This is a genomic window from Janthinobacterium sp. 67, from assembly GCF_002797895.1.
Lineage (GTDB): Bacteria > Pseudomonadota > Gammaproteobacteria > Burkholderiales > Burkholderiaceae_D > Janthinobacterium.
Genome location: NZ_PGES01000001.1, coordinates 1,891,646 through 1,913,865, shown reverse-complemented (window position 1 = coordinate 1,913,865; position 22,220 = coordinate 1,891,646). Strand labels below are relative to the sequence as shown.

16 protein-coding genes are annotated in these 22,220 nt (G+C 65.0%); 10 read left to right on the top strand and 6 right to left on the bottom strand.

Annotation, left to right across the window (positions count from 1 at the left end):
• Positions 1–229: 229 nt before the first annotated feature.
• The gene (locus CLU90_RS08565; RefSeq protein ID WP_100427690.1) at positions 230–853 is read left to right on the top strand and encodes a glutathione S-transferase family protein; all 624 of its coding nucleotides are present in this window, start codon (positions 230–232) and stop codon (positions 851–853) included.
• Between the two features lie 256 nt (positions 854–1,109).
• Here the strand turns inward: CLU90_RS08565 and CLU90_RS08560 are convergent, their stop codons facing one another.
• The 3 genes from CLU90_RS08560 to CLU90_RS08555 form a co-directional block, all read right to left on the bottom strand.
• Positions 1,110–3,215 (bottom strand): prolyl oligopeptidase family serine peptidase, encoded by a 2,106-nt coding sequence (locus CLU90_RS08560; RefSeq protein ID WP_232731132.1) that lies wholly within the window; start codon positions 3,213–3,215, stop codon positions 1,110–1,112.
• Positions 3,216–3,367: 152 nt separating this feature from the next.
• Complete coding sequence (locus CLU90_RS29200) at positions 3,368–3,826, bottom strand: hypothetical protein (protein WP_157808780.1); 459 nt, start codon at positions 3,824–3,826, stop codon at positions 3,368–3,370.
• Between the two features lie 106 nt (positions 3,827–3,932).
• Positions 3,933–5,555, bottom strand: coding sequence for a CehA/McbA family metallohydrolase (locus CLU90_RS08555; RefSeq protein ID WP_232731131.1), 1,623 nt, complete (start codon positions 5,553–5,555; stop codon positions 3,933–3,935).
• Positions 5,556–5,946: 391 nt separating this feature from the next.
• Between CLU90_RS08555 and CLU90_RS08550 the strand changes: the two genes are divergently transcribed.
• The 7 genes from CLU90_RS08550 (at position 5,947) to CLU90_RS08520 (ending at position 16,684) form a co-directional block, all read left to right on the top strand.
• A complete protein-coding gene (locus CLU90_RS08550; RefSeq protein WP_092714337.1) occupies positions 5,947–7,242 on the top strand; it encodes an MFS transporter in 1,296 nt (431 codons plus the stop codon).
• A 10-nt stretch (positions 7,243–7,252) separates the two neighbouring features.
• Positions 7,253–9,805, top strand: a complete 2,553-nt coding sequence (gene nirB, locus CLU90_RS08545; RefSeq protein WP_100427687.1) for a nitrite reductase large subunit NirB — start codon at positions 7,253–7,255, stop codon at positions 9,803–9,805.
• Positions 9,806–9,817: 12 nt separating this feature from the next.
• A complete protein-coding gene (gene nirD, locus CLU90_RS08540) occupies positions 9,818–10,171 on the top strand; it encodes a nitrite reductase small subunit NirD (RefSeq protein ID WP_046684027.1) in 354 nt (117 codons plus the stop codon).
• Entirely contained in the window at positions 10,168–11,406 is a 1,239-nt protein-coding gene (locus CLU90_RS08535) for an NAD(P)/FAD-dependent oxidoreductase (RefSeq protein WP_232731130.1), read from the top strand. Before nirD ends, CLU90_RS08535 begins: the two co-directional genes overlap by 4 nt.
• Before the next feature lie 20 nt (positions 11,407–11,426).
• Positions 11,427–14,096, top strand: a complete 2,670-nt coding sequence (locus CLU90_RS08530) for a nitrate reductase (RefSeq protein ID WP_092714343.1) — start codon at positions 11,427–11,429, stop codon at positions 14,094–14,096.
• A gap of 63 nt (positions 14,097–14,159) precedes the next feature.
• Positions 14,160–14,690, top strand: a complete 531-nt coding sequence (cysC, locus tag CLU90_RS08525) for an adenylyl-sulfate kinase (RefSeq protein ID WP_092714345.1) — start codon at positions 14,160–14,162, stop codon at positions 14,688–14,690.
• Positions 14,687–16,684: a diguanylate cyclase domain-containing protein gene (locus CLU90_RS08520; protein WP_092714347.1), complete on the top strand. Its 1,998-nt coding sequence runs from the start codon at positions 14,687–14,689 to the stop codon at positions 16,682–16,684. The genes cysC and CLU90_RS08520 overlap by 4 nt, the downstream gene beginning before the upstream one ends.
• 3 nt (positions 16,685–16,687) lie before the next feature.
• On the opposite strand, the gene CLU90_RS08515 is transcribed toward CLU90_RS08520, so the two are convergent.
• From CLU90_RS08515 to CLU90_RS08505, 3 genes are all read right to left on the bottom strand, one after another.
• Complete coding sequence (locus CLU90_RS08515) at positions 16,688–17,605, bottom strand: pyridoxal-phosphate dependent enzyme (RefSeq protein ID WP_092714349.1); 918 nt, start codon at positions 17,603–17,605, stop codon at positions 16,688–16,690.
• 78 nt (positions 17,606–17,683) lie between these two features.
• The gene (locus CLU90_RS08510) at positions 17,684–18,187 is read right to left on the bottom strand and encodes a MarR family winged helix-turn-helix transcriptional regulator (protein WP_046684031.1); all 504 of its coding nucleotides are present in this window, start codon (positions 18,185–18,187) and stop codon (positions 17,684–17,686) included.
• A gap of 356 nt (positions 18,188–18,543) precedes the next feature.
• The gene (locus CLU90_RS08505) at positions 18,544–19,323 is read right to left on the bottom strand and encodes a DeoR/GlpR family DNA-binding transcription regulator (protein WP_442906679.1); all 780 of its coding nucleotides are present in this window, start codon (positions 19,321–19,323) and stop codon (positions 18,544–18,546) included.
• A 170-nt stretch (positions 19,324–19,493) separates the two neighbouring features.
• On the opposite strand from CLU90_RS08505, the gene glpD reads away from it, so the two are divergent.
• Both glpD and CLU90_RS08495 read left to right on the top strand, forming a co-directional pair.
• Positions 19,494–21,050 (top strand): glycerol-3-phosphate dehydrogenase, encoded by a 1,557-nt coding sequence (gene glpD / locus CLU90_RS08500; RefSeq protein ID WP_100427686.1) that lies wholly within the window; start codon positions 19,494–19,496, stop codon positions 21,048–21,050.
• A 74-nt stretch (positions 21,051–21,124) separates the two neighbouring features.
• The gene (locus tag CLU90_RS08495) at positions 21,125–22,219 is read left to right on the top strand and encodes an ABC transporter ATP-binding protein (protein WP_092714356.1); all 1,095 of its coding nucleotides are present in this window, start codon (positions 21,125–21,127) and stop codon (positions 22,217–22,219) included.
• The last annotated feature ends 1 nt before the right edge of the window (position 22,220 follow it).

Genomic DNA, 22,220 nt, shown 5'->3' with positions numbered 1-22,220 from the left:
AAACGCCCGACAGCCGGGTAGGCTGCGGGCGTTGATGACGTGTGGGGGACATCGCTGGAACTGGCGGCCAGCGTTCCCGTACAGCAATCTAAGGCGAAACGGGGGCAAAGTCAACGCGCCAGGGGCGCCGCACCATGGCGGTGCGCTGGTATGATGGACGCGTGACCATGCTGCCGCAGGCCAGTCCCGCAGCCGCGTCCACTAACATAACAAGACGAGACCCAAGCACATGAAACTGACTATCAGCCCCCGTACGCCCAATCCGCGCCGCGTCACCATGTTCATCGCCGAGAAGGGCATCACCGGCATCGAGGAAGTGGCGCTCGACCTGATGGCGGGCCATCATCGCGATCCCGCCTTCCTGGCGAAAAACCCGCTGGGCCGCGTGCCCGTGTTGGAGCTGGACGATGGGCGCGTGCTGACCGAGACGCGCGCCATCTGCACCTACCTGGAAGGCTTGCAGCCGCAGCCGAACCTGATGGGAGAGGGTTACGAGGAGCGCGCGTTTATCGAGATGGCCGACCGCCGCGTGGAACTGCATTTGTTCAGCGCCGCCGCCAACTGGGTGCGCCACGGCCATCCGGCCCTGGTGGCGCTGGAAAACCCGCAGTTCCCCGACTTCGCCACGGCGCAGGCGGGCAAGCTGCGCGAGACGGCGCAATGGCTGGACCAGGTATTGGCCCACCAGCCCTACATCGCCGGCGACCGCTTCACGATTGCCGACATCACGGCCTTCTGCGCGCTGGAATTCGCGCGCGGCCTGATGAAGTACCGGCCCGGCGCGGAAGGCTTGGCCAACCTGCAGGCCTACCGCGACCGCATCGCCGAACGCCCCAGCGCGCAGGCGAAGTAAGGATATTTTACCACCGGCCCATGTCAACAATGTTTGTCGGGTTACGCCCGGTGGGCTAACCCGACCTACGCCCGGTAGGTTGGATTAGCGGAACGCGTAATCCAACATCATCGCGGGCGGGCCAACAATGTTGTCGGCTTACGCCCGTTGGGCTAAGCCGACCTACGCCGACCTACGCCGACCTACGCCGGCCTACGTCTACCGACAGCCCGGTAGGTCGGATTAGCGCGTGAGCGCGTAATCCGACACCACCACATTATTTCAGCTGCTCCCACAGGAAGGTATAGGTCAGCGCCCACATCAGCGCCTGCTGGTCGTTGTTGGCCGCGCCAGCATGGCCGCCTTCCGTGTTTTCCCAGTACAGCACGTCGTGGCCTTGCTCTTCCATCTTCGCCACCATCTTGCGCGCATGGCCGGGGTGGACCCGGTCGTCGCGCGTCGAGGTGGTAAACAGCACGCGCGGATATTTCTTGTCCTTGAAGACGTTCTGATACGGCGAGTACTTGCTGATGTAAGCCCATTGTTCCGGCACGTCCGGGTCGCCGTACTCTCCCATCCACGAAGCGCCCGCCAGCATCTTGTTATAGCGGCGCATGTCGAGCAGCGGCACCTGGCTGACGACGGCGTTGAACAAATCGGGACGCTGCACCAGCACGGCGCCCGTCAGCAGGCCGCCATTGCTGCCGCCCATGATGCCCAGGTGGCGCGGGCTGGTGACCTTGCGCTTGATCAGGTCCTGCGCCACCGAGATGAAATCGTCATACGCGCGCTGGCGGTTTTCCTTCAGCGCCGCCTGGTGCCAGCGGGGACCGAACTCGCCGCCGCCGCGGATATTCGCCAGCACGTACACGCCGCCCTTTTCCAGCCACGCCACGCCCGTGGTGCCGCTGTAGCTGGGTTTGAGCGACACTTCGAAGCCGCCATAGCCATACAGCACGGTGGGGTTGCTGCCGTCGAACTTCGTCTGCTTGCCCATGATGGCGAAATACGGCACTTTCGTGCCATCCTTCGACGTCGATTCGAACTGCTCGACCTTGTACGGCGTGGCGTCGTAGTAGGCGGGCAGCGACTTGATCTTCGTGCGCTGGTCGCTGCCCGCCGTGGCCAGGTACAAGGTGGTCGGGTTGAGGAAGTCGGTCACCGTCAGGAAGTACTGGTCCGAGTCGACCGGGTCGAGCGCGCTGACGGCCAGGGTGCCCAGCTTGGGCGCATCGACGGCGCGGCGCTGCCACTTGCCGTTCACGTGGCGCAGTTCCGTCAGGCGGTTCTTGACCTTGTCCAGGGTGGTGACGAGGATGGCGGACCTGGTCGCCGTGACATTGTCCAGCGACGACGTGGCCGTGGGCGCGTACAGCACTTCCAGGTCCTGCTTGCCCTGCATGAAGGCCTTGAAGTCGGTGGCCAGCAAGGAGCCTTGCAGGTAGGTCTTGCCGTTCACTTTCCAGTCCGAGCGCAGGGTGATGATCAATTGGTCGCGTACGGTGAAGGCCGTGGCGTCGTCCGGCTTCGGCACCTTCTTCAACTCGGCGCCATCGCGCAAAAAGGTTTCGCCGCTGTAGAAATCGATCTGCCGTTCGATAAATTGATGTTCGTAGCCGGGCGTGAAATCCTTGTAGGCGCCGGCGCTCAGGTCGTCGGGTTTGGCTTCGTACAAGGTTTGCGCCTGCGCCAGCGGCGTGCCGCGCTGCCACTGCTTGATGATGCGCGGGTAGCCCGAACTGGTCATCGAGCCGGGGCCGAAATCGGTGGAGACGAACAGGGTATCCTGGTCGATCCAGCTGGCGCTGCCCTTCGCTTCGGGCAAGGTAAAACCGCCATCGACAAAGGCGCGCTTGGCCACGTCGTATTCGCGCACCACCTTGGCGTCGCCGCCTCCGCGCGACAGGGAAATGAGGCAGCGTTCGCCCTTCGGATACAGGCAGGACGCGCCGCCCCAGACCCAGTTTTCACTCTCGCCGGTGGCCAACTGGTCGAGGTCGATCACGGTTTCCCAGACGGGTTCGGCCAGCTGGTATTGCGCCAGGGTGGTGCGGCGCCAGATGCCGCGCACGTGCTGGGCGTCGCGCCAGAAATTATAGTAAAACTCGCCTTCCTTGCTGACGTAGGGAATGCGCTCCTTCGAATTGAGGATGGTTTTCAGGCGCGCCTGCAGGGCGGGGAAGCCGGGCTGGGCTTCCAGTTCCCTGGTGGTGACGGCATTGTGCTGCTTGACCCAGGCCAGCGGCTTGTCGCCGAGGACTTCTTCCAGCCACAAATGGGGATCGGCGTTGGCGGCGGCAGGGGCGGGGGCTTGTGCATGGGCGATGCCCGCGGTGGCCAGACCGAGCAGCATGCTGCCGGCGAGAATGCGATATGACGACATAGAGGGTTCCTGGTTGGTCCGATGGAGGCCGCGTTGCAGGCAAAACGGCGTAGCCATGGTGCCATGGATTGCTTTGGGGAACCAGTGTCTATGGACGGCTGCTTAAAAAATAATTACTTTTCCAATATTGTTTGCGTGCAGCACACGCTTGGCTAGTGATCGCCATGCGCAGGCGCGCTCGTGTCGTTTTGTTTGTCTTTCAGTATTTCAATGCCGAGTACGAAAAAGGGAATAAAAAGCGGCAGGAAATAGATCAGCCATCCAGGGATATGGTAGCCCCGCCTGCTTTCATATTCTTCCCAGGGTTCCTTGATCGAATTGACCGATGGATGCAGGGGGGCATAATAAATGGAAAAAGCATGGCCAGGCCTGATATCCGAACACGAAGAAACCGATAATTCTGAGCTAGAAGTCCAGCCGTAATATCTTTTTCCATCGATTACATAGGAATAAGATACCGAGCCATGATTTTGGCATGCCGTACCATTGACAGTCGCAGGGCTGGTCACTGCGCGTTCGGCCAATCCTTGATACTGTTCCGCTTTTTCATGGCAGCCCGCAAGGGGGGCGAGAAGCGCGATGAATGCCAGAATGAATTTAATGGAATGCATGAAAGTAAAATCGGGACTCAGCGTTTTTATTGCATGAGTATAGCAACACAACACCTGCGAAGAAGAATGGATTCCGTCGCGGTTGCCGTTCCCTGATACGCGGCATTCACGGCAGTTGATTGACCCACACGGGTGCCGACCAGACGATATTGCCATCGTCCTGCGTCAGCCGCGCGTAATAGAAATGGGGGCCGGGCGCGGGCGTGACGGTGACATCTGCCTGGTCCGTGATGGGTGTCACGGAGCCATTGCCGCCCGGCACGCCGTGGAAGATGGCGACGGCGGCCGCCTGCCGCCCGGCGCCGTTGCTGAAACTGGTGGCCAGGTGCAAGGGACCGTGGTTGTCGAAACGCTCGCCCATCAGCTTGCCGTTGGCCGTGAACAGCAGTTGCGCATGCTTGTCCATGGTGGCAAACACGCGGCGCGCGCGCAGCGCTTCGAGCAAGCTGTCGCGCGACAATGATGTATCGGCAGCCTTGTTTGTCACCAGCACGGCCGTGCGGTTGCCATACGAGGCGCCCCAGTTGGCGCAGTGGTTGTCCTGGTTGCTGCTGAAAGCCACGTGGTAGCCGGCCGCCAGGGCCCGGTTGCATGCCGCCTCGTAATTGCTGCGCCGGGTTTCCGTTTCCTCGTCGTTCGTGGAAAAGGCGGACGTATTCATCACTTCGCACAGCACCATGGCCGCGTCGCCATCCGCCGTGTAGCCGAGCGGCTGGCCGTTGACGAGGAACTGGCCCGCATAGGCAGGATGGTTGAACTGGCCTATCCAGCCCCGCTCGCGCATCAGCGCGTACAGGGCCGCGTAATCGCCCTTCGGCGTCTCGATATCGGCCAGCAATTCACCCTGGGCATTTTTTTCCCAGCCCAGCAACTGTTCGCTATTGAAGATATTCAGGTGGCCGCCCTTGTTGATGACGCCCCATTCCATGCCGTACAGGGCCAGGAAACCGGGATGGGCGGCCGAATACGCGGCCGCTTCGGCCAGTCCCGTCTGGTACAGCGCTTTGGCTTCCGCTGCGACCGCAGCACTGTTGGTGCCGTCGGAGCCGTCATACATATGGTTGTGCTCGGACGTCAGCAGGGCGTCGAGTCCGTGGTCTTGCGCATATTTATAGGCATCGATGGGGCCGTAGGCCCCTGTTTGCGGGTCTTGCGCGCCATGGCAGGCGTCGAGCGGGGCGCCGCCGTCGCTGTGGCGCGTCTGGCTGTGCAGGTTGGCGTAGACGACGCGGTAGCCGGGCTGGCCTTCCAGGCTGGTCAGCTGTCGCAGGCCGGCCTGGAAGGCGGGTACCGTGGGCGCCGTGCTTGCGCCCCGCTGCACCTGGACGGGCCACTGCTGTTCCACCTGCGCTTCCTGCGGCGAGCCCGCATCGGCCACGGCCAGCAAGCGCAGTTCGTACAAGCCGTCCGGCGCCAGCACGCGCCGTTCGCGGGCATCGGCATCGGCGCGGCCATCCCAGGGCAGGTTCACGTTCTTGCCGTTGGCCCCCACCTGTTCCGTGCCCGACCAGCGCCGCAGCACGGGGCCTTGCGGGCCGGGGCCGGACAAGGTCAAGGTCCAGCGCACGGCATGTGCGCGCCCCTCGTCGGGATAGGTAAGGCGAACAAGAAAGGTGCGCGCCTGCGTGACCCGCTCGCCGCGCGCGGCGCGGAAGGGCGCGACAACGGTGGCATCGAGTTCGCTGTGCTCCTTAGTCTCTTGCGCGGCCGCAGTGTTGCTCCATGCCATCAGCAACAGTCCGGCGCACGCACATGCCAGCCATGGCGGTCGCAAGCGACGCCGCAGTGTCTTGACCATCGTGGCCTCCCGCTACTGCTTCAGATGGTAGTTAGACAAGAGTTGCCACTTGCTGGTTCCCGCATGCACCAGCAAGTGGCGTGCTTGCACCGTGATTGGCCATGATCTGGCGCAAACCTCGTATCGACAAGGGCATTTACCCCTGCGGCAAGCTGGCACGGCGTTTGCTACAAAGGAGATACGGATCAACGGCGATCCCCTGAATAAACGCACAACGGTCCAACGACGGACCACATGGACAACGGCGTCCGCCCAGGCTGATTTTTCATCGGCGGGGGCGGGCGCCGTTTTGTTTTATAACGGGATACTTCGGGAACCTATCATGGCCAGCCAAAAAGCAACGCGCATCGCGCTCTTCTCCCTCGCCACGCCGCCCATGCGTGCATTCCACCTGACGTGGATGGCATTTTTCGTGTGTTTCTTCGCCTGGTTCGCCTGCGCCCCCCTGATGCCCGTCATCAAGGGCGAGTTCGGCCTGTCCCTGGCGCAAGTGGCGAACATCAATATCGCGGCCGTCGCCATCACCATCCTCGTGCGCCTGATCGTGGGTCCCTTGTGCGACCGCTACGGCCCGCGCAAGACCTACACGGGCTTGCTGCTGCTGGGCGCCATTCCCGTGCTGGGCGTGGCCGCGTCGCAAAGCTATGAAAGCTTTCTGTTCTTCCGCCTGGGCATCGGTGCCGTCGGCGCCAGTTTTGTCATCACGCAATATCACACCTCCGTGATGTTCGCGCCTCGGGTGGTGGGTACGGCCAATGCCGCCGCCGCCGGCTGGGGCAATGCGGGCGGCGGCGCGGCGCAGGCGCTGATGCCCTTGCTGCTCGGTGCCGTGCTGATGCTGGGTGTGTCCGAGTCGCTGGGCTGGCGCGTGGCTCTGCTGGTGCCGGGCGTGCTGATGCTGGTGATGGCCGTTCTCTACTGGCGCTATACGCAGGATTGCCCTGAAGGTAATTACTCGGACTTGCGCGCCGCCGGCGTGGCCATTGAAGGTGGTAAAAAGGGTGGCTGGGCCAGCTTCAAGGCGGCCAGCTCCAACTACCGCGTGTGGCTGCTGTTCGTCACCTACGGCGCCTGCTTCGGCATCGAGATTTTCATCCACAATATCGCCGCCGTGTACTACGTCGACCATTTCGGCCTGTCCCTGAAATCGGCCGGCCTGGCCGCCGGCAGCTTCGGCTTGCTGGCCCTGTTTGCCCGCGCCCTGGGCGGCTGGATGTCCGACAAGCTGGCCCTGCGCGGCAACCTGAACAGCCGCGTGACCTTGCTGTTCATGCTGATGATAGGCGAAGGCGTGGGCCTGCTGTGGTTTGCAAAAGTCGACAGCGTCACCTGGGCCGTCATCGCCATGCTGGTCTTCGGCCTGTTCACCCACATGGCTTGCGGCGCCACTTATGCGCTGGTGCCCTTCATCGACAGCCGCGCGCTGGGCGGCGTGGCCGGCATCATCGGCGCGGGCGGCAACGTGGGCGCCGTGGCGGCCGGTTTCCTGATGAAAGGCACGGGCGACATCCGCCAGACCCTGATCATCCTCAGCGCGCTGGTGGTGATCTCGGCCCTGTGCGCCATCGCCGCCCGCTTCACGGGCTTGGCGGCCGAACCGAACATGGCCGCGGCCTGAGGAGACAAGCATGAACCACCCCCTGAATATCGTCGTCCTTGGTCATGGCATGGTCGGGCATAAATTCCTCGAACGGCTGGCGCTGGAAAACAATACGCGCCTGTCCGTGACGGTCTTGTGCGAAGAGCCGCGCCCCGCCTACGACAGGGTGCACCTGTCCGAATTTTTCAGCGGCAAATCGGCCGAGGACCTGTCCCTGGTGGCGCCCGGCTTTTTCGACAAGGGCAACGTCGTCCTGAAACTCAATGCACGCGCCGTGTCCATCGACCGCGTGGCCAAAACCGTCACGGCCAGCACGGGTGAAGTGCTGGCCTACGACAAGCTGGTGTTCGCCACCGGCTCGACGCCGTTCGTGCCGCCGCTGCCCGGCAAGGAGAGAGAAGGCTGCTTCGTCTACCGTACCATCGACGACCTGGAAGCCATGCTGGCCTGGGGCGGAAAGTCGAAGACGGGCGTGGTGATCGGCGGCGGACTGTTGGGCCTCGAATGCGCGAAAGCCTTGCGCGATTTGAAGCTGGACACCCACGTGGTGGAATTTGCGCCGCGCCTGATGGCCGTGCAGGTGGACGAGGGCGGCGCGCGCGTCCTGCGCCGCAAGATCGAGGAACTGGGCGTGACCGTGCACACGCAAAAGAACACCCTGGCCATCGTCGACGGCGAATCGGCCACGCACCGCATGCAGTTCGCCGACGGCAGCCACCTGGAAGCGGACATGATCGTCTTCTCGGCCGGCATCCGTCCGCGCGACGAACTGGCGCGCGCCTGCGGCCTGGACGTGGGACCACGCGGCGGCATCGCCATCGACGACAGCTGCGTCACGTCCGACCCGGACATCTATGCGATCGGCGAATGCGCGCTATGGGGCGGCCTGGTGTTCGGCCTGGTGGCGCCCGGCTACGAAATGGCCCGCATCGCGGCGCGCCATGTGCTGCAGGAGGAGGGCGAAGCGTCGTTCAAGGGCGCCGACATGAGCACCAAGCTCAAACTGATGGGCGTGGACGTGGCCAGCCTTGGCGACCCGCACGGCAATGCGCCGGGCAGCCGCTCCTACCAGTTCATGGATGAACGCAAGCAGATCTACAAGAAGATCGTCGTCTCCGATTGCGGCAAATACCTGCTGGGCGGCGTGATGGTGGGCGACGCCAGCGAATACGGCACGCTCTTGCAGATGATGCTCAATAAAATCGAGTTGCCGGCATCGCCCGAATTCCTGATCCTGCCGCAGGCCGATGGCCAGCAAAAGGTGGGCCTGGGCGTGGACGCCTTGCCCGAGTCGGCGCAAATCTGCTCGTGCAACGACGTGTCGAAAGGCGCGCTGTGCGCGGCCGTCGCCGAGGGCGCCACCACCATAGCCGCCCTGAAAAGCTGCACCAAGGCCGGCACCGCGTGCGGCGGCTGCGTGCCGCTGGTCACGCAGATCATGAAGGCGGAAATGCAGAAGCAGGGCCTGATGGTGAACAACCACGTGTGCGAACACTTTGCCTACTCGCGCCAGGAACTGCACCACCTGGTCCGCGTCGGCAAAATCCGCAGCTTCGGCGCGCTGCTGTCGGCCCATGGCCAGGGCCTCGGTTGCGACGTGTGCAAACCCGTGGCGGCGAATATCCTCGCCTCGTGCTGGAACGATTTCGTGCTCTCTCCCGTGCATGCCAGCCTGCAGGACAGCAATGACTACTTTCTCGGCAATATCCAGAAGGATGGCACGTATTCCGTCGTGCCGCGCATGCCGGGCGGCGAAGTGACGGCAGACGGCCTGATCGCCGTGGGCATGGTGGCGAAAAAATACGGTCTCTATACGAAAATCACGGGCGGCCAGCGGGTCGACCTGTTCGGTGCAAGAGTCGACCAGTTGCCGGCCATCTGGGAAGAATTGATCGCGGCCGGCTTCGAGTCGGGCCACGCCTATGGCAAGTCGCTGCGCACGGTGAAATCGTGCGTCGGCTCCACCTGGTGCCGCTACGGCGTGGCCGACAGCGTGGGCTTTGCCATCGAGCTGGAAAACCGCTACAAGGGCTTGCGCACGCCGCACAAGATCAAGTTCGGCGTTTCCGGCTGCACGCGCGAATGCGCCGAGGCGCAGGGCAAGGACATCGGCCTGATCGCCACGGAAAAGGGCTGGAACCTGTACGTGTGCGGCAATGGCGGCATGAAGCCGCGCCATGCGGAACTGATCGCCTCCGATCTCGATGAAGCGACCCTGGTGCGCTATGTCGACCGCTTCCTGATGTTTTACGTGCGCACGGCCGACCGCCTGCAGCGCACCAGCGTGTGGCGCGACAACCTGGAAGGGGGCCTCGATTACCTCAAGCGCGTCATCATCGACGACAGCCTGGGCATCGCCCACGAGCTGGAAGCGGACATGCAGCACGTGGTCGACACCTATGCCTGCGAGTGGAAGGAAGCCATTTCCAACCCCGCCGTGCGCCAGCGCTTCCGCCATTTCGTCAACAGCGAGAAGAGCGATGAAAACGTGGTGTTCGTCGAAGAGCGGGGCCAGATCCGGCCCGCCACCGAACTGGAACGCCGCAGCACCGTGATCCCCATCCTTGCCGTGGAGGCTTGAGCCATGAATGCGATGAATGAACTTTCCGGCGCCACCGCCGACAACTGGGTGGCGATCTGTCCCTTGACCGATATCGTGCCCGACACGGGCGTGTGCGCGCTGCTGGGTGGCCGCCACGTGGCCGTGTTCCGCGTCGGCGATGCCGCGCCGCGCGTGTACGCCATCGACAATATCGACCCGAACGCGGGCGCTTCCGTGTTGTCGCGGGGCCTGGTCGGCAGCATCGGCGAGCGCGTCGTCGTCGCCTCGCCCATCTACAAGCAGCATTTCGACCTGGCCAGCGGCGAATGCATCGAAGCGCCCGAGCACTCCGTCGCCGCCTGGCCGGCGCGCGTGTTTGCCGACATGGTGTGGGTGGCCCTGTGAATCCGCCAGTCAAGGCCGCTGCGCGCCCCTCGCTCGTTGTCGTCGGCAACGGCATGGCCGGCATGCGCACGGTCGAGGAACTGTTGAAACTGGCGCCCGACCTGTACGACATCACCGTGTTCGGCGCCGAACCGCACGGCAATTACAACCGCATTTTGCTGTCGCCCGTGCTGGCCGGCGAAAAGTCGGTCGACGACATCATGCTGCACACGCGCGACTGGTACGCGCAGCACGGCATCACCCTGCATGCGGGCGACCCCGTCGTGCGCATCGACCGCCAGGCGCGCACCGTGCAATCGCTGTCCGGCATCACGGTCGGATACGACCGCCTGCTGCTGGCCACGGGATCGACGCCCTTCATCGTGCCCGTGCCGGGCCACGACCTGCCCGGCGTGATCGGTTTTCGTGATATCAGCGACGTCGATACCATGCTGCAGGCGGCGCGCCAGCACCGCCACGCGGTGGTCATCGGCGGCGGCTTGCTGGGACTGGAAGCGGCCAACGGCTTGCAGCGCCAGGGCATGGATGTCACGGTCGTGCACATGAGCGGCGCCCTGATGAACCAGCAACTGGACGCGCCCGCGTCGATGCTGTTGAAATCGGCGCTGGAAGCGCGCGGCCTGCGTTTTTTGATGCACGCGCAGACATCCGCCATCATCGGCAACACCCGCGTGGAAGGCGTGCAGTTTGCGGACGGCAGCAGCATCCCCGCTGACCTGGTGGTGATGACGGCCGGCGTGCGCCCGAATATCGCGCTGGCGCAAGCGGCCGGCCTGCATTGCGAACGGGCCATCGTCGTCGACGACTGCCTGCAAAGCTACGACCCGCGCGTGTACGCCGTGGGCGAATGCGTGCAGCACCGGCGCGCTACCTTCGGCCTGGTCGCACCCATCTGGGAGCAGGCGCGCGTGTGCGGCGCCCACCTGGCCGGCGCGGGGCATCGCCGCTACGTGCAGCAGGCCAGCGCCACCAAATTGAAAGTGACGGGCATCGACCTGTATTCGGCCGGCGACATCATCGGCGGCGAGGGCAGTGAAGACCTGGTGCTGCGCGATCCGCGCCGTGGCGTCTACAAGCGCCTGGTGGTGCAGGGCAGCCGCCTGGCCGGCGCCGTGCTGTATGGCGACGTGCAGGACGGTCCCTGGTATTTCGACCTGATCCAGCAGCGCCGCGACATCAGCAAGCTGCGCGCCCATTTATTGTTTGGCCAGGCGCTGTGCGCCCAGGCCGCCTGACAGCGACCAACAGGACCCCCATGACCACTTGCACGCCCGTGAAAACCACTTGCCCATATTGCGGCGTCGGCTGCGGCGTGGAAGCGACACGCCTGCCCGACGGCGCCATCCGCATCGCCGGCGACATTGCGCACCCGGCCAACCAAGGCAAGCTGTGCGTGAAAGGCTCTGCCCTCGGCGACACCCTGGACCTGGAGAACCGTTTGCTGCAACCACAGGTACGCGTCGATGGCGTCCTGCAGCCGTCCTCCTGGGATGCCGCGCTGGACCAGGTGGCGGGCGGCCTGCGCGCCATCATCGACAAGCACAGCCCCGACGCCGTCGCCTTGTACGTCTCGGGCCAGCTGCTGACGGAAGACTATTACATCGCCAACAAATTCATGAAGGGCTATGTGGGCAGCGCGAATATCGACACCAATTCACGCCTGTGCATGTCGTCGGCCGTGGCCGGTCACAAGCGGGCGTTCGGCGAGGATATCGTGCCGGGCTGCTATGAAGACCTGGAACTGGCCGACATGGTGGTGCTGGTGGGCTCGAACACGGCCTGGTGCCACCCCATCCTGTTCCAGCGCATCGCCCGCATCCGCGAAACCCGGCCGGAGATGAAACTGGTGGTGATCGACCCGCGCCGCACGGCCACCTGCGAGCTGGCCGACCTGCACCTGCCCGTGAAACCGGGCACCGACGTGTGGCTGTTCAACGGTCTATTGTGCTATCTGGCGCGGGAAGGGGTGATCGCCGATGATTTTGTGACGCGGCACAGCAGCGGCCTCGATGAGGCGCTGGCGGCCGCCCATGTCGACTGTTCCGATCCCTTGCGGGTGGCGAAAATCTGCAAGGTCGACCCGCAAGCCTTGCTGGCGTTCTACCAGGCGTTCGCCGCCACGCGCAAGGTCGTCACGGCCTTTTCGCAGGGCGTCAACCAGTCGTCTTCCGGCACGGACAAGGTCAACAGCATCATCAACTGCCACCTGGCGACGGGGCGCATCGGCCAGCCCGGCATGGGACCGTTTTCCCTCACGGGCCAGCCGAACGCCATGGGCGGGCGCGAAGTGGGCGGCCTGGCCAATATGCTGGCGGCGCATCTGGATCTCGACAAGCCGGCGCACCGCGAAGCCGTGCAAACCTTCTGGGATGCGCCGCGCATGGCCGACAAGCCTGGCCTGAAGGCGGTGGAGCTGTTCCACGCCATCGAGGCGGGCAAGGTCAAGGCGGTGTGGATCATCGCCACCAATCCGCTGGTCAGCATGCCGGATGCCGACCAGGTGCGCCGGGCGCTGGCCAAGTGCGAGCTGGTGGTGGTGTCCGACATCAGCGCCGGATCGGACACGAACACCCATGCCGACGTGCTGCTGCCGGCCCTGGGCTGGGGCGAAAAGAATGGCACGGTGACCAATTCCGAGCGCCGCATCTCGCGCCAGCGCGCCTTCTTGCCGGCGCCCGGCGAAGCGCGCGCCGACTGGGACGTGCTGTGCGACGTGGCGCGCCGCATGGGGTATGCCGGCTTCGATTTCACGGCGCCGCAAGCCATCTTCGATGAACACGCGCGCCTGTCCGCCTTCCGCAATGACGGGGCCACAAAGCGTCTGTTCAACCTGGGCCACCTGGCGGGCCTGGATGCGGCGCGCTACGACGCCCTGGCGCCGCAGCAGTGGCCGCAGGGCCAGGCGCGCCTGTTCGGCGACGGCCGCTTCGCGCATGCCGATGGCCGCGCGCGCTTCGTGCCGACGGCGCCGCGCGCGCCGCGCAACATGCCCGACGAAGACTATCCGCTCATCCTGAATACGGGCCGGGTGCGCGACCAGTGGCATACGATGACGCGCACGGGCAAGGCGGCCAAGCTGTCGGGCCACGTCGCCGAAGCGTTCATCGATATCCACCCGCAGGATGCGCTGCTGTACAGCGTGCGCGAAGGCGAGCTGGCGCGCGTGTCCAGCGCCTGGGGCGCGATGGTGGCGCGGGTCGTGCATGGCGGCGGCATCGCGCGCGGCCAGGTCTTCGTGCCGATCCACTGGAGCGACGCGAATGCGTCGGACGCGCGCGTGGGCGCCGTCGTCAACCCCGTCGTCGACCCCGTCTCGGGCGAACCCGAATTCAAGCACACGCCCGTGCGCATCGAGCAGTTCCGCGTGCACTGGCATGCATTCGTGTTGAGCCGCACGCCCTTGGACCTGGACGGCGTGGCGCATTGGACGCGCATCCAGGGCGAGCAATTCCTGCGCTACGAACTGGCCGGCCGCCAGCGCATCGATGATCTCGGCGCCTGGGCGCGCGCGCTGCTCGGCGTCACGGACGACAACGCCGACTGGCTCGATTATGCGGACGCCAGCGCCGGCGTGTACCGCGCCGTGCACCTGGAAGACGGGCGCATCGCGCAATGCGTGTATGTCTCGCCGCGGCCCGACCTGCCGTCGCGCAGCTGGCTGGCGGGCCTGTTTGCGCACGCGCAGATGGATGCGGCGGACCGCGCCGGTGTGCTGCTGGGCCAGCCCATCGGCAAGGGCGTCGATGCCGGTCCCATCGTGTGCTCGTGCTTTGGCGTGGGGCGCAACACCATTTGCGCGGCCATTGTGGAGCAAAAACTGACGACGACGGCGCAGGTGACGGCTTGCGTCAAGGCGGGCGGCAATTGCGGCTCCTGCGTGCCGGAGATACGACAGTTGCTGCTTGAGGCGCGCAGCGCTGCCTGATCATCTGTCCTTTCCCGCGCGGCTTTGTTATATTGCCAGCTCTACAAGGAGAGAGGCAGTGTGATGACAGCAGGACAACACGACACGGTCTGGCTGACGGGCTTGAGCGGCGCCGGCAAGTCCAGCATCGCCGGCGCGCTGGCGCGCCAGCTCAAGGCGCAGGGCCGCGCCGTGGCGGTGCTCGACGGCGACCAGTTGCGCCACGGCTTGAACCGCGACCTCGGTTTTACGCCCGAAGACCGGCATGAAAACATCCGCCGCGCGGCCGAAGTGGCGCGCCTGATGAACGGGGCGGGCCTGGTCGTCATCGCTGCCTTCATCTCGCCCTGCCGCGCCGACCGGGCCATGGCCGCCGCCATCATCGGCGCGGCGCATTTCGTCGAAGTCCACGTCAGCACGTCGCTGGCCGTGTGCGAGGCGCGCGATCCCAAGGGCCTGTATGCCAAGGCGCGCGCGGGGCAGCTTGCGCAATTCACGGGCATCTCGGCGCCGTATGAAGCGCCGCTGGCGGCCGCGCTGACCCTGGACACGGACACCCTGGCGCTGCACGAGTCGGTCGAACGCCTGTGCCACTACCTTCAGCAGCGTCCGTGACGAACTGGCGAAAACAGCTGCGCCGTCGCCTGCCCGCCAGCCTGAAGGCGCGCATGAGCGTGGTCGTCTTCCTGCTCGTGCTGGGCGCGGTCGCCTCGCTGGCGCTGGCCACCCTGGCCGTGGCCGAGCGCGGCATGCGCGACGTGATGGGGCGCCAGCAATACGTATCGCTGGCCAGCGCCGCCGTCTTCATCGACGAGGAACTCGATGCGAAGCGCAATGTGCTGCGCGCGATCGCGGACAGCCTGGCGGCCGGCGGTGCGCACGACGGCGCCAGCCTGCAGCGTTTCCTGGCCGCGCAAACGGTGCTGGGCAAGGAGTTTTATTCGGCCGGCGTGGTCGGCGCCGACGGCATTGTCCTGGCCAGCGTGAGTCCCTTCAAGCCGCAGGCGGGGCTGAACGTGAAGGGCCGCCCTTACTTTGAACGGACGCTGGCGACCCGGCGTTCCGTGATTTCGTCGCCGCTCAACGGCAGCATTTCCGGCATGCCCATCGTGGTGGTGACGCAGCCCGTGTTCGATGCGCACGGCGGCGTGCGCTATGTGCTGGCGGCCAGCGTCAACCTGCGCCAGCCCGATTTCCTCGGCCGTCTGGGCGCCCTCAAGCCTGGCCCGGGCGGCTACCTGTACATCATGACCAGCGAAGGCGTCATCGTCGAGCATCCGGACAAGTCGCGCATCATGCAGCATATCGAAGCCCATGGCCCCATCAGCGTGCCCACGCGGCGCGCCATGCAGGGCTACGAGGGCTGGATGACGGGCACCACCACGCAAGGCGTCGATGCCCTGTTCGCCTACCACCGCATCGCTTCGACGGGCTGGATACTGGCGTCCGTATATCCGATGAGCGAGGCCTTCGCGCCGCTGCACGCCATCCGCAGCAAGATATTGCTGGCCGCCGTGCTGCTGGCGGCGCTGGCGGGCCTGGCCGGCTGGCGCATCGTGCTGCGCCTGTTGCAGCCTTTGGCGCGCTTGCGCCACCAGGTGCATGAGATCCGCCGCCATCGCCTCGGTATCGACGTGCTGCAAATCGGCCGGCGCGACGAGATCGGCGACTTGAGCCGCGATTTTTATTCGCTGGTGGCCGAGCGTGAAATCGCCGAGGCGCAGACGCGCGACAGCGAGCGGCGCCTGAAACTGCTGACGGACCACGTGCCCGTGGTGATCGTGTATATCGACCGCGAACACCGCTACCAGTTCATCAATGCGACGTTTGAAAAGTGGTTCGGCGTCTCGGCCAGGGAGAGCCTGATGCATTCCATGCGCGAGGTGCTGGGCGAGCAGGCCTACCAGCTGCGCGAGCAGCACCTGCTGCGCGCCTTCGCGGGCGAGGAGGTCGACTATGAATTCACGGTCGACAACGAGGCGGGAGAGCGCACCTTCCATACCAGCTACGTGCCCGACGTGGGCGAGCGCGGCGCGGTGGAAGGCGTATATGGGCTGATCCACGAAATCACCAAGACCAAGGCGATGCACACGGCGCTGCAGTTCGCGGCCGCCACCGACACCCTGACGGGCATCGCCAACCGGCGCCGCTTCGACGAGCAGCTGGCGCAAAGCATGCAGCGCACGCGGGCCGCGCGCGCGCCGATGGCGCTCGCCTATCTCGACATCGACCGTTTCAAGGCGATCAACGACAGCCTGGGACACAAGGCGGGCGACGAGGTACTGAAGGAATTCGCTTCGCGCCTGGTGCGCAGCGTGCGCGCCAGCGACCTGGTGGCGCGCCTGGCCGGCGATGAATTCGTGATCATTCTCCAAGGAGTGAACGGCGCGGCCGAAGTGCGCCAGGTCGGCGCCAAGATCGTCGACGCCATCCGCCAGCCCTTCGAGCTGGCCAGCGGCCCGCTGCCGGTGACGACCAGCATCGGCATCGCCATCTTCCGCGAAGGCGCGCTGACGCCGGCGCAGCTGCTGGACCTGGCCGACCAGGCCCTGTATGCCGCGAAAGGGCAGGGCCGCGATGGCGTGGCGCTGCTCGAGGCGGCGCCGTAGCGGCTACAGGGTGGCGCTCCAGTGGTCGAGCTGCTGCGTGGTGGCCGTCACGCCCCCGCAGACGATGACGAGCACCTTGCGGTAGGGCGCCAGTTCCGGCGCCTTGCCGTAGACGGCCGCCAGCGCCGCGCCGCAGGCCGGTTCCACCACCAGGCGCTGGTCGTTGATAAACCGCTGGCAGGCGTCGACGGCGGCCCGGTCGGACACCACGACGCTGTGCAGCAGGCGCGTCTGGCTGATGGCGTATGCCTGCGCGCACACCTGGCGCGCGGCCAGCGAGGTGGCGATGCTGGTGACCGCTGGCAGGGCCACGTGTTCGCGCGCGGCCACGGCCGCCGCCAGCGAGGCGGCGCCTTGCGTTTCCACGGCCACGATGGCCACGTCATCCCAGCCGTTGCGCTGCAAGCCTTCGGCCACGCCGGCCAGCAGGCCGCCGCCGCCCACCGACAGCACCACGGCGTCCGGTTTCAGGCCAGCGCGGGCCACTTCATCGATCATGCCGGCATGGCCCTGCCACAGCAGCGGGTCGTCGAACGGGTGCAAAAAGGCGTCTTGCGGCGTGAGCATCGACTGCGCCAGCGCATTGGCTTCCTGCCAGGCGGCGCCGTGCACGATGACTTCGGCACCTTCCTGCGCGATCAGGGCCTTGGCCCGTTCGCTCGTCGTTTCCGGCACGACGACGATGACGGGAATGCCCAGCTGGCGGCCCGCATAGGCGACGGCGATGCCGGCATTGCCGCCGGAAGAAGAGATGAAACGGCTGGCGCCGCGCCGCGCGTATTCTTCGCAGGCGAGGCCGATGCCGCGGATCTTGAAGGAGCCGGGTGGCTGCAAGGCTTCGAGCTTGAGCCAGATGGCGCGCTCGCTGTGCAGGCTCAGGGCGCGCGAGTTGAGCAAGGGGGTTTCGATGTGCAGGGCCATGCGTGTTCCTGGTAAACAGTCAGGCCAGCATCATAGCCGAAGCACGCGCGCCGCCGCGTCACCCTTGCCGGGATTGGCTTAGTTCAGCGGGGCGCTCTTGAGCTGGTGCGTGCGCGCCACTTCCTTCATCGCTTCGAGCAGGTCGTCGCGCAGCTGGCGCGGCAGCTTGCCGAAGAATTCCTCGTCGTTCTGGTCGGCCATCTCGGCCAGCACGGGCACCAGCGCTTCGCCTTCCGTCGTCAGTTCGATCGAGTGCTGGCGGCGGTCGGCCAGCAGGATGGACTTGCTGACCATGCCCTTGCTTTCCAGGCGGTCGATCAGTTTCGAGACGGCGCCCTTGCTCATGCCGGACACTTGCGCCAGCACCGTGGGCGAGGTGCAGCCCAGGCGGAACATTTCGCGCAGCACCACCCATTCGGACACGGTCACGCCATTGGCTTCGGCCTTCTTCTGGAAGCTGTGGGAGACGTGGTTGGAAACGAAACGCAGCCAGTAACCGAGGTGGGCTTCGAGCTCGCTGACGGGGACGCTGTTGGGATGGGCGGCTTGCGGCATGGCGGCCGATTCAAAATTGTGGCTCATTTCTCTTCCTTCACTGGGCGGCGTTGCCGGCATGGTTAAGGCCTTCACGCTTGCTGTCGAGTGGTTTGTTTGGGAACAATCGTCGTGCTTGAGGTATTTCTAACATTGTTTTCACAGGAAATCACTTAGCGACAAAGAGTTTTTTCCTTTTTCCTTACTCTAGATAAATAAAAAGCAATATCAAGCAAATAATCGTATTGTGAGCGAGGAAGATTAAAAAAATAACTCATGTTGCATCAATGGTAACAGCATTTTTGCCGAATTGATAAATATTTCATATCATTCTGTATGCTGGCCCACACAAGACGTATTGCCCACGCGACAGGGTGAGGTTTTCCCGCAGAAATGCAGTCCGCTCAGGCCAGCACCACCTTCACGCCCGCCTCGCGCAGCACTTCGGCAAAGCGGGGCGGCGGTGGCGCATCCGTAAACAGGACGTCGATTTGCGCCAGGTCGGCCAGGCGCACGAGCGCCTTGCGGCCGAATTTATGCTGGTCGGCCACCAGCCACACTTCGCGCGACTGCTCGATGATCGCTTGCGCCACCTTCACTTCGCGCGCGTCGAAGTCGCGCAGGCTGCCGTCTTCGTCGATGCTGGAAATGCCGATGATGCCGATGTCGACCTTGAACTGGCGGATGAAGTCGATGGTGGCTTCGCCAACGATGCCGCGGTCGCGGCCGCGCACCACGCCGCCGGCCACGATGACTTCGCAGGCCGCGTTGTCGGCCAGGATGGCGGCCACGTTGAGGTTGTTCGTCACCACGTGCAAGCCCGTGTGCCGGCCCAGCGCGCGCGCCACTTCCTCGGTCGTCGTGCCGATATTGATCAGCAGCGAACAGCCGTGCGGCACTTGCGCGGCGACGGCGGCCGCGATGCGCCGCTTGGCGTCGCTGTTGAACACCTGGCGCTGGCTGTAATCGATGTTTTCCACGGACGAGGGCAAGCCCACGCCGCCGTGGTAGCGGGCCAGCAGCCGGGCTTCTTCCATCTGCTTGACGTCGCGGCGCACGGTTTGCGGCGTCACGTCCAGCTGCTGGGCCAGCTCTTCGACGGACATGGTGACCTTCTGGCGCACCACTTCAAGCAGGCGGCGCTGGCGGGGATTCAAGATCATGGTGCTCTCTTTAAAAATCACAAACGAACAAAAACGAACAAATAGTACTAAAAATATGTTGCTATGGGTTCGTATTCTGGCGTAACCTTATCCATATTGCATGTGTATTACGAAATGGTGATCTTAACGACAGTCGCTGGCGATGCCTAGTCTTTCCTCGCCGGCGTGTCCCCGACAGACATGGAGTCCCGATGGCCGCAGCACAGCAGGGTGTGGAGACAGCGATCAAATGCGACGTGCTGGTGGTCGGCGGCGGCATCAATGGCGCCGGCATCGCGCGCGACGCGGCCGGACGGGGCTTGTCCGTGGTGCTGTGCGAAAAGGACGACCTGGCTTCCCACACCTCGTCCGCCTCCACCAAGCTGATACACGGCGGCCTGCGCTACCTCGAATACTATGAATTCGGCCTCGTGCGCAAGGCGCTGATCGAGCGCGAAGTGTTGCTGCGCTCGGCGCCGCACATCATGTGGCCGCTGCGCTTCGTCATGCCGCACGCCAAGGGCCAGCGCCCGGCTTGGCTGATACGCGCCGGCCTGTTCCTCTACGACATGCTGGCGAAGCGGGAAATCCTGCCGGCCTCCAGCGGCATCGACCTGACGCGCCATGCGGCCGGCACACCGTTAAAACCCCAGTTCAAGCGCGGCTTCGTGTATTCCGACGGCTGGGTCGACGATGCGCGCCTCGTGGTGCTCAATGCCATCGACGCGGCCGACAAGGGCGCGCACGTGCTGACGCGCACGCGCTGCACGGCCCTGCGGCGCGATGGAGCGGGTGCGGACGCTACTTGGCAGGCTACTCTGCAGCAAGGCGACGGGCGTGAGCTGTCCGTGCGCGCGCGCAGTGTCGTCAATGCGGCCGGGCCGTGGACGGCCGAGTTCCTGCAGCAGGCGGCGCCCGGCGGGCAGGGCCGGCATTTGCGCCTGATCAAGGGCAGCCATATCGTCGTCAAGCGCCTGTTCGACCATGATCACGCCTATATCTTCCAGCATCCGGACGGGCGCATCGTGTTTGCCATTCCGTATGAGCACGATTTCACCCTGATCGGCACCACCGACCTCGACTACCAAGGCGACCGTGGCAAGGTGGAAATCGATGACGAGGAAATTCGTTACTTGTGCGAGCTTTCCAGTTACTATTTCAGCAAGCCGATCGTGCCGGCCGACGTGGTGTGGACGTATGCGGGCGTGCGCCCGCTGGTGGAAGACGCGGCGGCCGACGCCAAGGCCGTCACGCGCGATTACCGTTTCGAGCTGGACCGGGAAGGTGCGCCGCTGCTGAGTATTTTCGGCGGCAAGATCACCACCTTCCGCAAGCTGGCCGAGGAAGCCATGGACCTGCTGGCGCCCTTGCTGGGCAATACGCTGCCGGCCTGGACGGAGCGGGCTTGCCTGCCCGGCGGCGACGTGTATGGCGCCGTGCCGCAGAACCGGGCCGTGCGCGAGTTCGGCCAGTTCGTGCAAGGCTTGCAGCGCGAGTATGCGTGGCTGCCGGCGGCGCTGGTGGCGCGCTATGCACGCGCCTACGGCACGCGCATCCACATGCTGCTCGAGGGCAGGGCGGACGTGGCGGCCATGGGCGAGGAAATTGCCGCCGGCCTGTACGCGGCGGAAGTGGACTATGTGCGGCGCCATGAATGGGCCGTCAGCGCGGCCGACATCCTGTGGCGGCGCTCCAAGCTGGGCTTGCACCTGCCGCGCGAGACGGCGGGCACGCTCGACGCCTGGCTGTTGCAGCACCCTTTGCCATAAGCACAAAACGTTGCCGACCGCGCCCCGCAGAGGTTGCGGCGAAGAATAAGAAACCATCACTGGAGGAGAAGCGCGTGCAACTGGTACTGGACAAGATCAGCAGGAAGCAGGGGGCTGACGACTTTTTATATCCGATGTCGCTGGCCCTCGTGCCGGGCGCCATCAACGTCTTGCTGGGCACCACGCGTGCCGGCAAGACGACCCTGATGCGCGTGATGGCGGGCCTGGACAAGCCCAGCGGGGGCACGGTGACGGCCGATGGCGTCGACGTGACGGGCGTGCCCGTCAGCAAACGCAACCTGGCCATGGTGTACCAGCAATTCATCAACTATCCGGCCTTCACCGTCTATGACAATATCGCTTCGCCCTTGCGCCTGCGCAAGGTGCCCGAGGAGCAGATACGCACGAAAGTGCTGGCGCTGGCCGAACGCCTGCACATCACGCCCTACCTGCAGCGCACGCCCGGAGAATTGTCGGGCGGCCAGCAGCAGCGCACGGCGCTGGGGCGCGCGCTGATCAAGGATGCGTCCTTGCTGCTGCTCGACGAGCCGTTGGTCAATCTCGACTACAAGCTGCGCGAGGAATTGCGCCGCGAATTGACGGAACTGTTTTCCAGCGGCAGCACGACGGTCGTGTACGCGACCACGGAACCGCTGGAAGCGCTGCAGCTGGGCGGCCACGTGGCCGTGCTGCACGAGGGACGTTTGCTGCAGCAAGGTCCGACCCTGGACGTCTTCAACGCCCCCAACTCCATCGACGTGGCGCGCACCTTCAGCGACCCGCCCATCAACCTGATCCCCGCCCGCGTGGATGCGCACGGCGTGGCGCAGGCGGCCGACGGCCTGTCGATACACTTGAGCGGCGCGCAGCGCGCCCGTCTGGGCGACAGCACGGCGGTGATCCTCGGCGTGCGCGCGCACAGCCTGCATCTGTCGCCGCAGTCCGAGGGCGACGTGGCCATCGCAGCTACGGTGGATCTGGCGGAAATCAGCGGCTCGGAAACCTATGTGCATGCGCGCCGTGGCGACCTGGCCCTGGTGGCGCAACTGGGAGGCGTGCACAACCTGGAGATCGGCAGCGCCTGCACCGTGTATTGCCAGCCGCACGCCTTGCTGATCTTCGCCAGCGATGGCGGCCTGCTGTTTGCTCCTGCGCAAGGAGGGGTGTGAC

Excerpts from the sequence above, each read along its gene's own strand:
- CLU90_RS08565 (WP_100427690.1), top strand. The coding sequence starts at position 230 with ATGAAACTGACTATCAGCCCCCGTACGCCCAATCCGCGCCGCGTCACC.
- CLU90_RS08560 (WP_232731132.1), bottom strand. The coding sequence starts at position 3,215 with ATGTCGTCATATCGCATTCTCGCCGGCAGCATGCTGCTCGGTCTGGCC.
- CLU90_RS29200 (WP_157808780.1), bottom strand. The coding sequence starts at position 3,826 with ATGCATTCCATTAAATTCATTCTGGCATTCATCGCGCTTCTCGCCCCC.
- CLU90_RS08555 (WP_232731131.1), bottom strand. The coding sequence starts at position 5,555 with ATGGCATGGAGCAACACTGCGGCCGCGCAAGAGACTAAGGAGCACAGC.
- CLU90_RS08550 (WP_092714337.1), top strand. The coding sequence starts at position 5,947 with ATGGCCAGCCAAAAAGCAACGCGCATCGCGCTCTTCTCCCTCGCCACG.
- nirB (WP_100427687.1), top strand. The coding sequence starts at position 7,253 with ATGAACCACCCCCTGAATATCGTCGTCCTTGGTCATGGCATGGTCGGG.
- nirD (WP_046684027.1), top strand. The coding sequence starts at position 9,818 with ATGAATGAACTTTCCGGCGCCACCGCCGACAACTGGGTGGCGATCTGT.
- CLU90_RS08530 (WP_092714343.1), top strand. The coding sequence starts at position 11,427 with ATGACCACTTGCACGCCCGTGAAAACCACTTGCCCATATTGCGGCGTC.
- cysC (WP_092714345.1), top strand. The coding sequence starts at position 14,160 with ATGACAGCAGGACAACACGACACGGTCTGGCTGACGGGCTTGAGCGGC.
- CLU90_RS08515 (WP_092714349.1), bottom strand. The coding sequence starts at position 17,605 with ATGGCCCTGCACATCGAAACCCCCTTGCTCAACTCGCGCGCCCTGAGC.
- CLU90_RS08510 (WP_046684031.1), bottom strand. The coding sequence starts at position 18,187 with ATGAGCCACAATTTTGAATCGGCCGCCATGCCGCAAGCCGCCCATCCC.
- glpD (WP_100427686.1), top strand. The coding sequence starts at position 19,494 with ATGGCCGCAGCACAGCAGGGTGTGGAGACAGCGATCAAATGCGACGTG.